This is a genomic window from Xenorhabdus miraniensis (genome assembly GCF_002632615.1).
The window spans coordinates 40179-54663 of the sequence record NZ_NITZ01000008.1; the positions used below are offsets into that span (position 1 = coordinate 40179).

The 14485-nt window shown below is 44.4% G+C and carries 16 protein-coding genes; 14 read left to right on the plus strand and 2 right to left on the minus strand.

The features are described from left to right. Nucleotides 1-660: 660 nt before the first annotated feature. Nucleotides 661-1551 carry a LysR family transcriptional regulator gene (locus Xmir_RS26360; protein ID WP_208620417.1) on the plus strand — a complete coding sequence of 297 codons (891 nt, stop codon included), beginning with the start codon at nucleotides 661-663 and terminating at the stop codon, nucleotides 1549-1551. Between the two features lie 215 nt (nucleotides 1552-1766). On the opposite strand, the gene Xmir_RS09500 is transcribed toward Xmir_RS26360, so the two are convergent. Then, the gene (locus Xmir_RS09500; protein WP_099114143.1) at nucleotides 1767-3722 is read right to left on the minus strand and encodes an ABC transporter ATP-binding protein; all 1956 of its coding nucleotides are present in this window, start codon (nucleotides 3720-3722) and stop codon (nucleotides 1767-1769) included. A 174-nt stretch (nucleotides 3723-3896) separates the two neighbouring features. On the opposite strand from Xmir_RS09500, the gene kefG reads away from it, so the two are divergent. The 4 genes from kefG to slyD all read left to right on the plus strand — a co-directional run bounded on the left by kefG (nucleotide 3897) and on the right by slyD (nucleotide 7217). Next, nucleotides 3897-4457: a glutathione-regulated potassium-efflux system ancillary protein KefG gene (gene kefG / locus Xmir_RS09505; protein ID WP_167385965.1), complete on the plus strand. Its 561-nt coding sequence runs from the start codon at nucleotides 3897-3899 to the stop codon at nucleotides 4455-4457. A gap of 2 nt (nucleotides 4458-4459) precedes the next feature. Further along, nucleotides 4460-6283: a glutathione-regulated potassium-efflux system protein KefB gene (gene kefB / locus Xmir_RS09510; protein WP_099114145.1), complete on the plus strand. Its 1824-nt coding sequence runs from the start codon at nucleotides 4460-4462 to the stop codon at nucleotides 6281-6283. 14 nt (nucleotides 6284-6297) lie between these two features. After that, a complete protein-coding gene (locus tag Xmir_RS09515) occupies nucleotides 6298-6501 on the plus strand; it encodes a YheV family putative zinc ribbon protein (RefSeq protein WP_099114146.1) in 204 nt (67 codons plus the stop codon). A gap of 173 nt (nucleotides 6502-6674) precedes the next feature. Next, nucleotides 6675-7217 carry a peptidylprolyl isomerase gene (gene slyD, locus Xmir_RS09520; RefSeq protein ID WP_099114147.1) on the plus strand — a complete coding sequence of 181 codons (543 nt, stop codon included), beginning with the start codon at nucleotides 6675-6677 and terminating at the stop codon, nucleotides 7215-7217. A gap of 177 nt (nucleotides 7218-7394) precedes the next feature. Here the strand turns inward: slyD and Xmir_RS09525 are convergent, their stop codons facing one another. After that, a complete protein-coding gene (locus Xmir_RS09525) occupies nucleotides 7395-7613 on the minus strand; it encodes a SlyX family protein (RefSeq protein ID WP_099114148.1) in 219 nt (72 codons plus the stop codon). A 249-nt stretch (nucleotides 7614-7862) separates the two neighbouring features. Between Xmir_RS09525 and fkpA the strand changes: the two genes are divergently transcribed. The 9 genes from fkpA to Xmir_RS09570 all read left to right on the plus strand — a co-directional run. Then, nucleotides 7863-8627 carry an FKBP-type peptidyl-prolyl cis-trans isomerase gene (gene fkpA / locus Xmir_RS09530; RefSeq protein WP_099114149.1) on the plus strand — a complete coding sequence of 255 codons (765 nt, stop codon included), beginning with the start codon at nucleotides 7863-7865 and terminating at the stop codon, nucleotides 8625-8627. Between the two features lie 549 nt (nucleotides 8628-9176). Then, nucleotides 9177-9914 carry a helix-turn-helix transcriptional regulator gene (locus tag Xmir_RS09535; RefSeq protein ID WP_099114150.1) on the plus strand — a complete coding sequence of 246 codons (738 nt, stop codon included), beginning with the start codon at nucleotides 9177-9179 and terminating at the stop codon, nucleotides 9912-9914. Next, nucleotides 9914-10309: a sulfurtransferase complex subunit TusD gene (tusD, locus tag Xmir_RS09540; protein ID WP_099114151.1), complete on the plus strand. Its 396-nt coding sequence runs from the start codon at nucleotides 9914-9916 to the stop codon at nucleotides 10307-10309. Before Xmir_RS09535 ends, tusD begins: the two co-directional genes overlap by 1 nt. 14 nt (nucleotides 10310-10323) lie before the next feature. Next, a complete protein-coding gene (tusC, locus tag Xmir_RS09545) occupies nucleotides 10324-10683 on the plus strand; it encodes a sulfurtransferase complex subunit TusC (RefSeq protein WP_099114152.1) in 360 nt (119 codons plus the stop codon). 19 nt (nucleotides 10684-10702) lie between these two features. Then, entirely contained in the window at nucleotides 10703-10990 is a 288-nt protein-coding gene (gene tusB / locus Xmir_RS09550) for a sulfurtransferase complex subunit TusB (protein ID WP_099114153.1), read from the plus strand. Between the two features lie 180 nt (nucleotides 10991-11170). Then, nucleotides 11171-11545, plus strand: a complete 375-nt coding sequence (gene rpsL / locus Xmir_RS09555) for a 30S ribosomal protein S12 (RefSeq protein ID WP_010848548.1) — start codon at nucleotides 11171-11173, stop codon at nucleotides 11543-11545. Nucleotides 11546-11643: 98 nt separating this feature from the next. Next, nucleotides 11644-12114, plus strand: a complete 471-nt coding sequence (gene rpsG, locus Xmir_RS09560; RefSeq protein ID WP_047964733.1) for a 30S ribosomal protein S7 — start codon at nucleotides 11644-11646, stop codon at nucleotides 12112-12114. A gap of 93 nt (nucleotides 12115-12207) precedes the next feature. Continuing rightward, the gene (gene fusA / locus Xmir_RS09565) at nucleotides 12208-14316 is read left to right on the plus strand and encodes an elongation factor G (protein WP_099114154.1); all 2109 of its coding nucleotides are present in this window, start codon (nucleotides 12208-12210) and stop codon (nucleotides 14314-14316) included. Between the two features lie 69 nt (nucleotides 14317-14385). Beyond that, nucleotides 14386-14485: GTP-binding protein (locus Xmir_RS09570; RefSeq protein WP_234369306.1), on the plus strand; the 100-nt coding region annotated here is incomplete at its 3' end.

A 14485-nucleotide genomic window follows, 5' to 3' on the forward strand; every position in this document is an offset into this window, starting at 1 on the left:
CACGCAATAAGAGTAAATGTTAAAAAAGCCAAAAAAGTGAAGCGCGAGGTCGCTATTAATAATATAATGAATTTGAATTAACTGCTATTTATTGCCTTATGCGAGTAAGTCAGGCATATATTCTTTTCTTTATATTTATTAATTAAATTATTCACACAATAGTTTCGTAGTATGATATTTTAACTTTCATGGTTTTTGGTATTACCTTGAGTAGGTTTCCAATAAATGAAAGTTATCAGTTGATAACTTGATGCTTATTATTTAGTTTCTGGTGGTAGCCCTAATTGTATGACATATAAGATAATCATTCATGGATTTATTTGTATGATGTATTTCCAATTCATTTCAAGTTTCAGCATCATCAATAAGGCTGTAATTTGAAAAATGAAAAGGAGTGTTAGGCATTATGGATAACAAGAGATTATCTTGTTTTGTATTACTAAAATGAGTTATTTAATTCCGAATTGAAATTATTTTATTATGGAATTAATTCATAATAATAAATCTTTTGCGAATTGTATCCTTATTAACTAACATTTTATTAGTTAACACTTTGACCGATTGACCTGATAAAACCTTTGGCAAAACACGAAGTTAAAATGCTATCACCATGAATCTGTAATGTTTTGTAGTTATTTAACAATCATTGGGCGAAAGAACATGGATATACGCAATCTTGAAGCTTTTATCGTTTTGGCTGAGACTCTTAATTATCATAAGGCTTCAGAGAGGCTTTATCTTTCTCAGCCTGCCTTGACGAAGAAAATACACGGGTTGGAAGATATTCTTGGTGCTTCACTATTTACAAGGGGGCCAAATGGAACAAGATTGACAGATTTCGGACAGAAGACGCTGGAAAATGCCAGAAAATTCTTAACTCACTATGAACGTTTCAAAAGTCAGGTTCATTTTGATTCAAAAGAAGATATGATCAGACACTTATATATCGGCTCCTGTTTTCCTATCCATAATTATTCTCAAATAGAGAAGCAGGTTACGGAAAAGAAAGGGAATGTTGTACTGGCATTTGTGACAGGGTTGTCAGTTGAGCAACAGGTCAGTTTATTGAATGCAGGGATGTTACATGTTGCGGTAATGCCTTTAGCATCTATTGCACCATTGGAACCGAAAAAGGTGTTTACGGAAAGGTTAGTCTATATCTTCAAAAAAAATAGCAAACTAATATCTAAGTTCAGAACGGCTTTAAGTAAGTTTGGAAATGGGATTTCTCCGATAAATCCGTCAGAAAAAAAAGAGGTGGCTGAGTTAACGGATTATCTTAATGTTTTTCCTGTTTATACGGGTGAAAATATGCATTTGTTATTAAAAACAAATGATATTATGTTGATCATTGAAATGATTACAAAAAATAGTGCCTATACATGTGTGCCTAAGAGGATTATTAGTGCGATTCCTGAGTATTATCTGAATTTTCTGGAAATTGTTGAAACAGATAAAAAAATTGACCTTGGAGTGGTATGGGCAAAATCAATAGATGATCATTTAGTTGATGATGCTGAAAATTTTTCCACATTGGTTGCTGATGTATAATCCAATGAGCAACGGTAGTTTTCTATCGGATATCCCTCATTTATTCTCTTGTGAGAATGAAGTTTGGTGTATGACTTTTTAAAAATTCTCTTATTTTTGTGTTTTTATTTTGTCAGTAGAGAATAATATTTTCAGCGTTAGGACAAGAGTAATAGAAATAAGAGGATAGGGAGTAATCGGGCATTGCCATTCAATGCCCGATTATACTCAAGAAATTAGTTAACACCTTGACTTGCATTAAATACTTCGGTCATTTTCTCAAGCTGTTCCTGAATATCCAACCATTCCATCTCGATATTTTCTAATTCAGATTTTGTTTGTGTCTGTTGATGCAGACATTCGGTTAGTTCAGTTTTTCGGTCATTTTCATAAAGTGTGTTATCTGATAGCTTCGCTTCCAAATCTGCCAGTTCTGTACTTCGTTTTTCCATCTGCTTTTCAAGGGCGGCAAGCTGTTTACGCAATGGCTGCGTTTGGTTACGGAATTCTGCTTCACGCCGTTTTTGATCTTTACGCTCTTGAGCGCTGTAATTTGCAGTTCCATTCGTTAAAGTGTCAGCATCAGCTTTCTCTTTTTCCTGACTGTCACGCATTTGTTGGCGTTGCAATTCAGTCAGCCACTGCTGATAATCTTCTAAATCACCTGTGAAAGGCTCTGCTGCACCATCATGCACCAGATAAAGCTCGTCCGTTGTGGAGCGCAGTAAATGCCTGTCATGCGATACGACGACCAGCGCACCTTCGAAATCAATAAGTGCTTCTGTCAGGGCCTGTCTCATGTCGAGATCAAGATGGTTGGTCGGTTCATCAAGCAGAAGCAAGTTCGGGCGCTGCCAGACAATGAGCGCTAATACCAGACGGGCTTTTTCACCACCGGAAAAACGTCCGCTTGGATCAGTCACTTGGTCGCCTTTAAAACCAAATCCACCCAGATAATCCCGCAGTTGTTGCTCCATCTCTTGTGGCGCAATTCGGGCCAAATGCTGCAATGGCGATTCGTCCGCACGCAGATATTCCAACTGGTGCTGTGCGAAGTACCCCAGTTTGATGCCTTTTGATAAGGCAATTTCTCCTTGCTGTGGCGCAAGTTCGCCTGCCAGTAGTTTGATCAGCGTGGATTTCCCAGCACCATTGCGGCCCAATAAGCCGATACGTGAACCCGGTACGAGGTTTAATTTGATCGAATTCAGTACGGTTTTGTCGCCATATCCGGCACTGACTTTTTCCATGATCAAAAGTGGATTTGGCAGGCTGTCCGGTTGGCGGAAACTAAAATGGAAGGGATTATCAACATGAGCAGGGGCGATAAGCTCCATGCGTTCCAGCATCTTGATGCGGCTTTGTGCCTGCTTCGCTTTAGTGGCTTTAGCGCGAAAGCGGTCAATATAGCTCTGCAAATGAGCCACTTTTTCTTGCTGGCTTTGGTATAGCGCCTGTTGCTGAGCAAGTTTGGCGACGCGTTGCCGTTCGAAAGAGGTGTAGTTCCCCGTATATTCGTACAGATCCTGCTGCTCAATGTGCAGAATTTTATCAATGATTGGATCGAGGAAATCCCGATCGTGGGAAATCAGGATCAAGGTTCCGGCATAATTTTTCAGCCACTTTTCCAGCCAGATGACCGCATCCAGATCAAGGTGGTTGGTCGGTTCGTCGAGCAACAACAAGTCGGAACGGCAAATCAGTGCCTGTGCCAGATTGAGGCGCATGCGCCAGCCGCCAGAGAATGACCGGACTGGCTGTTCCAGCTGTGCCGGAGAAAAACCCAAACCGTGCAATAGGCTGGCAGCTCTGGCCCGGATTGTCCATGCCTGAATAGTATCAAGTAAGCCATGAAGATGGGCGATAGCGTGACCGTCATTCTGTTCGTTGGCGATTTGCAGCTTTTGTTCCAGTTGCCGGAATTCGCGGTCGCCATCAATCACATATTCCAGTGCTGGTGTTTCCAGAGCGGGTGTTTCCTGATTTACCCAAGCCAGTGACCAGTTATTGGGAAATGTGACAGAACCATTCTCTGCCTGAAGTTCATCTTTCAGTAGTGCGAGCAGGGTAGATTTACCACAACCATTCTTGCCCACTAATCCTACTTTTTGGCCGGGGTTGATGGTTGCATTAGCATTGTCCAGCAGGATACGAATGCCACGGCGGATTTGCAGTGAAGAGAAAACAATCATAGATGTTGTCTATATATAATGTGTTAAGTTAATAATTAGGTATATATCCTTCATCTTTCAATTTGCTGTCTTGTGAGCCGCAATTCGAAATCTATCGGGTATATGTATTCAATTTGATAGCTTGGCGTGCATGGTAGCGGAAAATAGGTGTCCTGACACGTCTTAGGGGGATTGATGTTATCGCCTAGCGTATTGCCGCCTAAAGTGTTGCTGTTATATACCCATCCCGAACCGCTGAATTCAGTTGCCAATAAGGTTTTGTTGGAACCTGTTCACGAGTTGGAACATGTCACGATTCACGATCTCTATGGCTGCTACCCCGATTTTTTTATTGATGTAGCCTGGGAGCAAAAATTGCTGCGTGAGCACAAAATTATTGTATTCCAACATCCTCTGTATACTTATAGTTGCCCTGCGTTATTAAAAGAGTGGATGGATCGCGTATTGAGCCGGGATTTTGTCAGCGGGGCTGAACATGCGTTGAGAGGAAAATACTGGCGCTCTGTCATCACGACAGGAGAACCGCAAGGTGCTTACCAGAGAGGGGGATATAATCTTTATCCGTTGGAAGAGATTCTCCGCCCTTTTGAATTGACGGCATTAATGTGCCAGATGCATTGGTTATCACCAATGATAGTTTACAGTGCCAGACGCCAACGGCCCGAAGCCCTCGTGAGTCATGCGGATGCTTATCGGGAATGGCTGAAAGCGCCATTGTCTTTGGGAGGACTGTGACCATGGAGACTTCAGCGCTGTTAAGCGCCGGAACCCTGTTTTTATTTGCTGCTGTTGTGGCTGTTCCCCTCGCCCAAAAATTCAAAATTGGGGCCGTATTAGGCTATCTCATTGCAGGAATCGCACTTGGCCCGTGGGGGCTGGGGTTTATCAAGGATGTTGATGAGATCCTGCATTTCTCTGAACTTGGCGTGGTTTTCTTGATGTTCATTATCGGCCTTGAGTTAAATCCTGCAAGACTCTGGCAACTCAGGCGATCGATCTTTGGAGCGGGTACAGCACAGGTAACATTCACTGCGCTGGTACTGGCCTCATTTCTTTGTCTGATGAATTTTTCATGGCAGGCTGCGGTTATTGGAGGCGTTGGGCTTGCGATGTCATCCACTGCGATGGCGCTGCAATTAATGAAAGAGAAGGGAATGACCAAGAATGAAGGCGGGCAGCTCGGTTTTTCCATTTTGCTATTTCAGGATATGGCAGTCATCCCCGCTTTGGCGATGATCCCATTACTGGCCGGAGGATCTGGTTCCAGTGATTGGTATCGCATTGGCCTGAAAATTGCTGCTTTTGCCGGTATGTTAGTGGGAGGAAGATATTTACTGCGTCCCCTGTTCCGGTTAGTGGTGAAATCGGGGGTCAGGGAGGTGTTTACCGCCGCCGCACTGCTGATTGTATTGGGAGCGGCGATTTTCATGGAGACATTGGGGTTTTCAATGGCGCTCGGCACTTTCATTGCCGGTGTCTTGTTAGCGGATAGCGAATATCGCCATGAATTGGAAATCTCCATTGAACCATTCAAGGGATTGTTGTTGGGGTTATTTTTCATTTCTGTCGGCATGTCCCTCAATATGGGGGTCTTACTGACTCATCTGTTCAGTGTCTTGCTAAGTGTCACGGGCTTGGTGCTGATAAAAGGCCTCATACTTTATATTATCGGCAGAATATCCGGTTTAAAAAAACCATCTTGCGTACAATTCTCCGGCGTACTCAGTCAGGGAGGCGAATTTGCATTCGTCTTATTTTCTGCTGCGCTAGGGCAGGGAGTGTTGGATCAGAATCAGATATCACTCCTGTTGGTGGTGGTGACATTATCAATGATGACAACACCCTTGGTAATGCAGTTGATTGAAAGCATGCTGGCGCGCCGATATAACGAACAGGAAGGGCATAATTCACCGGATGAACATAGTGAACAACCCTTTGTGGAAGATAATGATCCACAGGTGATTTTGGTGGGGTTTGGACGCTTCGGTCAAGTGGTTGGGCGTTTGCTGATGGCGAATAAAATCCGCATCACAGTATTGGAACGTGAAGTGAGTGCAATCAGTACCATGCGACGTTATGGCTATAAGGTGTATTATGGCGATGCGAGTGAACTGGAGCTGTTGCGTTCAGCGGGAGCCGCCAAAGCCAGGGCGATTGTCATTACCAGTGATGAACCGGAAAATACGATGGCGATCGTCCATTTGTGCCAGAAGCATTTTCCTCACCTGAATATTCTTGCACGCGCAAGGGGGCGTCTCGAAGCCCATGAACTGTTGCAAAGTGGCGTGAAAGATTTTAATCGGGAAACATTTTCCAGTGCATTGGAATTGGGACGGAAGGTACTGATTAGGCTGGGTATACATCCACATCAGGCGCATCGCGCACAGCAGCATTTCCGGCGATTGGATATGCGTATGTTACGTGAATTGATGCCGCATCTGCATGGGGATGTAGCACAGATATCCCGCGTAAAAGAAGCTCGCAGGGAATTGGAAGAATTGTTTGAACAGGAAATGATTAATGAGCGTCGCCAGCCGGAAGGTTGGGATGAGAATGAATAGCGTTGGGGGGAATTATGTCAACCAGTCGTAAGCGTTTTATTGCGGGGGCAGTTTGTCCGAAATGCCAGTCACAGGATACGTTGGCTATGTGGCAGGAAAATAAGGTTGATATCGTAGAATGTATCCGTTGTGGTCATACGCAGAGGCAAACCGATGAAGCTGTGACTTCCCATGTCAGGGAGCAGGAACAGGTTATTGGCATTTTCACACCACAGTGAATAACCGTAAATACAGGGAACAACAGTAACTAAATGTATAAGCAATAAATTGTGGATAAATTTTGCCGTCGCTAGGTACAGGGGCGTAGAATTCCGTTACAATTGCCAGCATTTTTTGAGTTGTAAAAACTTTCCCTCACGGGTTTTTTCCCTTCGGGTATGTAGGAGTTGTCATGAAAGTAGCAAAAGACTTGGTGGTCAGCCTGGCTTATCAAGTAAGAACAGAAGATGGTGTTTTAGTTGATGAGTCCCCGGTGAGCGCACCGTTAGACTATCTGCATGGCCATGGTTCTCTGATCAGCGGGTTGGAGAAAGCACTTGAAGGTCGTGAGGCGGGTGAACGCTTTGATGTCAGCGTAGAAGCTGATGATGCTTACGGTCAGTATGATGATAATCTGGTTCAGCGCGCACCAAAAGAGGTGTTTGTTGGTGTTGAGGATGTTCAGGTTGGCATGCGTTTTCTGGCAGATACCGATCAGGGACCTATCCCGGTAGAAATTACCGCAGTGGAAGGCGATGAAGTTGTTGTTGATGCAAACCACATGCTGGCGGGCCAAAACCTGAAATTCAATGTTGAGATTGTAGCGGTTCGTGAAGCAACCGAAGAAGAATTGGCACACGGCCATGTACATGGTCAGGGTGGCTGCGGTGGTCACGATCATCACCATGATCACGATCACGGTGATCACGGATGCTGTGGCGGTGGCTGCCACTAATTTTGCTCAGGCTGAATTAGCAGAAAAAGGGAAGCGCGGTTTGGGCTTCTCTTTTTTTATCTTATCTTTCAGCCTTCCCTGGCCGACACTGTCCCTGATTAACAGGCGAGTAATTTCAGGCGTAATTTCAGGAATAGTGTCAGGAATAAATGTCAGGGATAAATGTCAGGAATAGTGTTAATAATGTGGAGGAGGCGTTTCTTCTGAAAGTGGCGCAATGATCGATGTCTGGTGGGTTTTCAGACGATCAGCCATTAACCGAAGTTGTTCTTTCAACTGCTCAGTTTCTATCTGCTGTTTTCTAACTTCTTGATTTAACTCTTCAATAGTGGCTTCCTGATAGGCCAGTTTAGTTTCCAGTTGTTCAAATCTTTGTTCAACTTCGGATAATTCCATGATTTTTCCTCCTGCTTCTGGGCAATTTAAATAACATGATGAAGCGATCATTTGGTTCAGGTTGGCACTATAATACTCAAAATATCCGGTGAAAGAGGATTTCACGAAATTTCTTCACATTAATGTTGTCTTAATGATTTTCAGATCAAGGCATAGCAAATATTGTCATTGGTTTCCGTGGGCAGTTATAGTAAATGTGATGCGTAACTGTACTAACGGTGAACCCACCCAAATTTATTGGAGAATAGGATGAAATCATTGTTTAAAACATCTCTGCTGGCAACAACTCTGGCACTTGCATTTAGTGTACCTCAGGCCTTGGCTGCTAATACAGAAACCAAAAGCGAAGTAAAACTGAATAGTGCGTTTAAAACGGTAGAGCAGCAAAATTCTTATGCTCTGGGGGCTTCTCTGGGTAGCTACATGGCAAACTCATTAAAAGAGCAGAAAACGCTTGGTATCAATATAGAAAAAGCGCAATTGCTGGCGGGTGTTGAGGATGCTTTAAATAGTAAAAGTAAGCTGTCTGATGAGGAAATTCAGGAAACTCTGCTTTCTTTTGAATCTAAAGTGAAAGAGGCCGCCCGGGCTAAAGCAGAGAAAGAAGCCAGTGAAAATGGCGAGAAAGGGGATAAGTACCGTGAAGAGTTCGCTAAGAAAGCTGGCGTAATGAAGACTAAATCCGGGCTTCTCTACAAAGTTGAAAAAGCAGGAACGGGTACAACGCCTAAAGAAAGCGATACGGTGGTTGTTAACTATAAAGGTGCTTTGATTGATGGTCAGGTTTTTGATAGCTCATATGAGCGCAAAGAGCCTCTGTCAATTCGTTTGGACAGTGTGATCCCAGGCTGGAAAGAAGGCTTGCAGCATGTGAAAAAAGGCGGAAAAATCACATTGGTTATTCCACCTGACTTGGCTTACGGTCAGGCAAGTTTACCTAAGATCCCGGCTAACTCCACTTTAGTGTTTGACGTTGAGTTACTGGATATTAAGCCGGCTGCCAAAGCAAAATAATTTCCCTAATAATTAAGATAGTACATTGGCAGGGGCTGAGTGGCCCCTGTTTTATACCCGTCGTCTTTCAAGTCTATCTTTCACCTTTTGATTTACTGCTGGTATTTACCTCTATTTGATTAGTAAAAGTCTGAATAAAGAAAAATGAACTTGCCTGCTTATTATTCCCTGGAGAATTAAATAAAATATCTTAGTCATATTCAGATATAAAGCTGTGATAGACCCCTGAGGTATACTCAGCAACAGCTTGACGTCAATTGAATGTGGTTTTAACGTCATTATTCTGAATAGAATAGAGATATTTTAAATGCTTTCTGTTTAGAGCTTGTTTCATATGGCTATTTTATTTGCCATTTTGAATTTGGGCTGTACTCGAAATTTCCATGTACTTCGTGTACGCTCCGATCTCTATGTAGTCCGTATTCAAACTGCCTGCAACAGTAGGTAACTATTGAGATAAGCCTGAGTTGCAGTAATGTGATTTTATAATAAATCTCGCCCTGATATTTTTGGTGAGGCAAAGTCTTAGCTTGAAGGATGGTGTATTACATGTCTACCCCGCTATTAACCGGTGATAACATATCTACTGATAACAGTGATATTGATTTACTAGAAAACCAACCGTTTAGTGAAACGGATCATGAAATTTTAAATTCTTACGAAGCTGCTGTTGATGGCCTGGCTATGTTGATTGGTGGGCATTGCGAAATCGTTCTTCATTCACTGGAAGACCTTAAATGTTCAGCTGTCAGAATAGCCAATGGAGAACATACGGGTCGTAAAATCGGTTCCCCGATTACAGATTTGGCGTTGCGGATGCTGCATGACATTACAGATGAAGACTGTAGTGTTTCCAAGGCGTATTTCACGCGGGCAAAAAGTGGTTCTTTGATGAAATCTATCACAATTGCCATTCGTAACCGCCATCGTCGGGTTATTGGTCTTTTGTGTATCAATATGAATCTGGATGTCCCTTTCTCGGAAATTATCCAAACCTTTATTCCAGAGAAGACCCATGAAGTGGCTTCAAACGTTAACTTTGCTTCTTCCGTGGATGATTTGGTTGCACAGACTTTGGAATTCACGATTGAAGAAGTGAATGCTGATCGCAATGTTTCCAATAATGCGAAAAACAGACAGGTAGTGCTTAACCTTTATGAGAAAGGTATTTTTGATATTAAAGATGCCATTAACCAAGTCGCTGATCGTTTGAATATCTCCAAGCATACGGTATACCTCTATATTCGCCAGTTTAAAAATGGTGAATGCGTTAGTCCGGAGAAGTAATGTCGTCTCTGTCTTATTGCCTGCTGGTCACAGGGCCAGCTTACGGTACTCAGCAAGCCAGCAGCGCCTATCAGTTTGCTCAGGCGTTGATTGCCGCCGGGCATAAACTGCATAGCGTGTTTTTTTATCGCGAAGGCATCCAAAATGGTAATCAATTGGTCGCTCCCGCCAACGATGAATTTGATTTGGTCAGGGCTTGGCAGGCATTGGCAGTCCGGCATCAGTTCAATCTGTTTATTTGCGTTGCGGCGGCGTTGCGACGTGGGGTTGCAGACGAACAGCAAGCCAGTGAATTGAATCTTCCTGCTGCAAATCTGGCGGATGGATTTGAACTCAGTGGCTTGGGATCACTGGCAGAAGCCATGATGCTGTGTGACCGCGTAATGCAATTTTAGGGGCATGGGTATTGATGAAAAAGATTGCTTTTGTTTTTACCGAAGCTCCCCACGGTTCTTCCGCCGGCAGGGAAGGGCTGGATGCGTTGCTCGCGACATCAGCATTAACTGAGCAGATCGGTGTATTTTTTATTTCTGATGGTGTGTTTCAGTTACTGGCCGATCAGCAACCGGATAAAATCCTGGCTCGTGACTATATTTCAACATTTAAAATCCTACCCCTTTATGACATTGATAAATGTTATATCTGCCTTGATGATTTGGTGATTCGGGGGGGAGGTCCTGCAAGCAATTTTGTGCTGGAGGCTGAATTTCTCTCCGCAGCCGCCATACGAGACATGCTGACAGGTTATGATGTTGTGTTGAAATTTTAACCTATTGTAGGCAGGTAACATGTTATATACTGTCAGTCGCTCACCTTACCATGATGACTTCAATGCAATGCTTGGCCTTGTATCGGATACCGATGATGTTCTGTTAATTCAAAATGGTGTGTTGCTGGGCATCAATGAAAATCGTTATTTGGCTGAGTTGCTCCGTCGCGGGGCGGGCATTTATGCCTTAAAGGAAGATCTGGACGCACGGGGGCTGTTTGCACAGATTTCAGACCGTGTAAAGGTGGTTGATTACAGCGGCTTTGTTAGCTTAACGGTCAAACATCAGCAAAATTTTGCCTGGTAAATATGAATTGCGCTTTTCAGCCATTTTACCAGCATAGAAAACCAGCATAGAAAAACTGTATATTTCTTGACACCTCGTCAAGTCAGCAATAAAATTCCGCGTCCTCTCTTTTTGTCATTATGACTGTGAGAGGGTAAAATCCGTGTTTACGAAGCAAAAAAACCAGGAGCTTTTTTAATAATGGCAACTATTAACCAGCTGGTTCGCAAATCTCGTAGCTCGAAAGTTGTGAAAAGCAACGTTCCTGCTCTGGAAGCTTGCCCGCAAAAACGTGGCGTATGTACTCGTGTATATACCACCACTCCTAAAAAACCAAACTCCGCACTGCGTAAAGTATGTCGTGTGCGTTTGACTAACGGTTACGAAGTTTCTTCCTACATCGGTGGTGAAGGCCACAACCTACAGGAACACTCCGTTATCCTGATCCGTGGCGGTCGTGTTAAAGACTTGCCAGGTGTGCGTTACCACACTGTTCGCGGTGCACTGGACTGTGCCGGTGTTAAAGACCGTAAACAAGGTCGTTCCAAGTACGGTGTGAAGAAGCCGAAGGCTTAATGGTTCTCCGTTAAGTAAGGCCAAACCTTTTTCACTTTAATGTCAAAATAAACTCGTAGAGTTTTGGACAACCCTGAAATTCGAAACGGAGTATTTCCATGCCACGTCGTCGTGTAATTGGTCAACGTAAAATTCTGCCAGATCCAAAGTTCGGATCTGAACTGCTGGCCAAATTTGTTAATATCCTGATGGTAGACGGTAAGAAGTCTGTCGCAGAAGCAATCGTATATGGTGCGCTTGAGACCCTGGCTCAGCGTTCTGGTAAAAATCATCTGGAAGCATTCGAGCTGGCACTGGATAACGTGCGCCCGACTGTGGAAGTTAAGTCCCGCCGTGTTGGTGGTTCTACTTATCAGGTTCCAGTTGAAGTTCGTCCGGTTCGTCGTAATGCTCTGGCAATGCGTTGGATCGTTGATGCTGCTCGTAAACGCGGTGATAAATCGATGGCTTTGCGCCTGGCGAATGAATTATCTGATGCGGCTGAAAACAAAGGCGCTGCTGTGAAGAAACGTGAAGACGTTCACCGCATGGCAGAAGCTAACAAGGCGTTCGCACACTACCGTTGGTAATCCATTTTTTTGCAACCCAACGGCTGTGAATATGTTCTGGGTAGCGACTTTGCTACCCGTTCTCTAAATTGAACGCCCACGAGAGAGGAAAAAATGGCTCGTAAAACACCTATAGCGCGTTACCGCAATATCGGTATCAGTGCCCACATCGACGCCGGTAAAACCACTACAACAGAACGTATTCTGTTTTACACAGGTGTAAACCATAAGATCGGTGAAACTCACGAAGGTTCTGCAACTATGGACTGGATGGAGCAGGAACAGGAACGTGGTATTACCATCACGTCTGCTGCGACTACTGCATTCTGGTCTGGTATGGCTAAACAGTATGAACCACACCGCATCAACATCATCGACACCCCGGGACACGTTGACTTCACCATCGAAGTAGAACGTTCCATGCGTGTTCTTGACGGCGCAGTCATGGTTTACTGTGCAGTTGGTGGCGTTCAGCCTCAGTCTGAAACTGTATGGCGTCAGGCTAACAAATATAATGTTCCACGTATCGCGTTCGTTAATAAAATGGACCGTATGGGTGCGAACTTCCTGCGCGTTGTTGAGCAGATCAAAACGCGTCTGGCTGCTAACCCAGTTCCACTTCAACTGGCTATCGGTGCTGAAGATACCTTCACCGGTGTTGTTGACCTGTTGAAAATGAAAGCAATCAACTGGAACGAAGCTGATCAGGGAACTACCTTCACTTATGAAGATATCCCGGCTGACATGCTTGAACTGGCTGAAGAATGGCACCAGAATCTGGTTGAATCCGCGGCAGAAGCATCAGAAGACCTGATGGACAAATATCTGGGCGGTGAAGAGCTGACTGAAGAAGAAATCAAGGCTGCTCTGCGTAAGCGCGTTCTGGCTAACGAAATTATCCTGGTTACCTGTGGTTCTGCATTTAAGAACAAAGGTGTTCAGGCAATGCTGGATGCCGTTATCGAATACCTGCCAGCACCAACTGATGTTGAATCCATCAAAGGTATGCTGCCAGACGGTAAAGATACTCCAGCAGAACGTCACTCCAGCGATGAAGAGCCATTCTCTGCTCTGGCGTTCAAAATCGCGACTGACCCATTCGTGGGTAACCTGACGTTCTTCCGTGTTTACTCTGGTGTTGTTAACTCTGGTGACACCGTACTGAACCCGGTAAAAGACAAGAAAGAGCGTTTTGGCCGTATCGTTCAGATGCACGCCAACAAACGTGAAGAAATCAAAGAAGTCCGCGCAGGCGACATCGCCGCTGCGATCGGCCTGAAAGATGTAACTACAGGTGATACTCTCTGTGACATGAACTCTCCAATCATCCTGGAGCGCATGGAATTCCCAGAGCCAGTTATCTCTGTTGCTATCGAACCAAAAACTAAAGCTGACCAAGAAAAAATGGGTATCGCTTTAGGTCGTTTGGCTCAGGAAGACCCATCATTCCGCGTAAGCAGTGATGAAGAGACTGGTCAGACTATCATTGCCGGTATGGGTGAGCTGCACCTTGACGTTCTGGTTGACCGTATGCGTCGTGAATTCAACGTTGAAGCGAACGTCGGTAAACCTCAGGTTGCTTATCGTGAAACTATCCGCGCTTCTGTTGAGCAGGAAGGTAAACACGCTAAACAGTCCGGTGGTCGCGGTCAGTACGGTCACGTTTGGCTACGTATCGAGCCTCTGGAAGCAGGTGGTGCTGGTTACGAATTCGCGAACGAAATCGTTGGTGGTGTTGTTCCTAAAGAATACATCCCAGGCGTCGACAAAGGCGTTCAGGAACAGCTGAAGAGCGGTGTTCTGGCTGGTTATCCAATCGTTGACGTTAAAGTTGCCCTGTTCGATGGTTCTTACCATGACGTTGACTCCTCCGAAATCGCCTTTAAAATTGCTGCATCCATGGCATTTAAAGAAGGCTTCATGAAAGCGAAACCAGTTCTGCTGGAACCTATCATGAAAGTTGAAGTGGAAACACCAGAAGACTACATGGGTGACGTCATCGGTGACTTGAACCGTCGCCGTGGTATGATCGATGGTATGGATGATGTAGCTACGGGCAAAATTGTTCGTGCTCAAGTACCATTGTCTGAAATGTTTGGTTATGCTACTGACCTGCGTTCTCAGACCCAAGGTCGTGCTTCTTACTCCATGGAGTTCTTGAAGTACAACGAAGCGCCGAGCAACGTCGCTCAGGCTATTATCGAAGCTCGTAAATCTAGATAAGTTTTCGAGTTTACTATCTTTTAGCTCCCTCTTCTCTGTGACGGGGGAGCGGTATTAAGGAATAGAGTCGTGTCTAAAGAAAAGTTTGAACGTTCAAAACCGCACGTTAACGTTGGTACTATCGGCCACGTTGACCACGGTAAAACTACCCTGACTGCTGCAATCACCA

Coding starts and splice junctions, on each gene's coding strand:
- Xmir_RS26360 (WP_208620417.1), top strand. CDS start 661: ATGGATATACGCAATCTTGAAGCTTTTATCGTTTTGGCTGAGACTCTT.
- Xmir_RS09500 (WP_099114143.1), bottom strand. CDS start 3,722: ATGATTGTTTTCTCTTCACTGCAAATCCGCCGTGGCATTCGTATCCTG.
- kefG (WP_167385965.1), top strand. CDS start 3,897: ATGTTATCGCCTAGCGTATTGCCGCCTAAAGTGTTGCTGTTATATACC.
- kefB (WP_099114145.1), top strand. CDS start 4,460: ATGGAGACTTCAGCGCTGTTAAGCGCCGGAACCCTGTTTTTATTTGCT.
- Xmir_RS09515 (WP_099114146.1), top strand. CDS start 6,298: ATGTCAACCAGTCGTAAGCGTTTTATTGCGGGGGCAGTTTGTCCGAAA.
- slyD (WP_099114147.1), top strand. CDS start 6,675: ATGAAAGTAGCAAAAGACTTGGTGGTCAGCCTGGCTTATCAAGTAAGA.
- Xmir_RS09525 (WP_099114148.1), bottom strand. CDS start 7,613: ATGGAATTATCCGAAGTTGAACAAAGATTTGAACAACTGGAAACTAAA.
- fkpA (WP_099114149.1), top strand. CDS start 7,863: ATGAAATCATTGTTTAAAACATCTCTGCTGGCAACAACTCTGGCACTT.
- Xmir_RS09535 (WP_099114150.1), top strand. CDS start 9,177: ATGTCTACCCCGCTATTAACCGGTGATAACATATCTACTGATAACAGT.
- tusD (WP_099114151.1), top strand. CDS start 9,914: ATGTCGTCTCTGTCTTATTGCCTGCTGGTCACAGGGCCAGCTTACGGT.
- tusC (WP_099114152.1), top strand. CDS start 10,324: ATGAAAAAGATTGCTTTTGTTTTTACCGAAGCTCCCCACGGTTCTTCC.
- tusB (WP_099114153.1), top strand. CDS start 10,703: ATGTTATATACTGTCAGTCGCTCACCTTACCATGATGACTTCAATGCA.
- rpsL (WP_010848548.1), top strand. CDS start 11,171: ATGGCAACTATTAACCAGCTGGTTCGCAAATCTCGTAGCTCGAAAGTT.
- rpsG (WP_047964733.1), top strand. CDS start 11,644: ATGCCACGTCGTCGTGTAATTGGTCAACGTAAAATTCTGCCAGATCCA.
- fusA (WP_099114154.1), top strand. CDS start 12,208: ATGGCTCGTAAAACACCTATAGCGCGTTACCGCAATATCGGTATCAGT.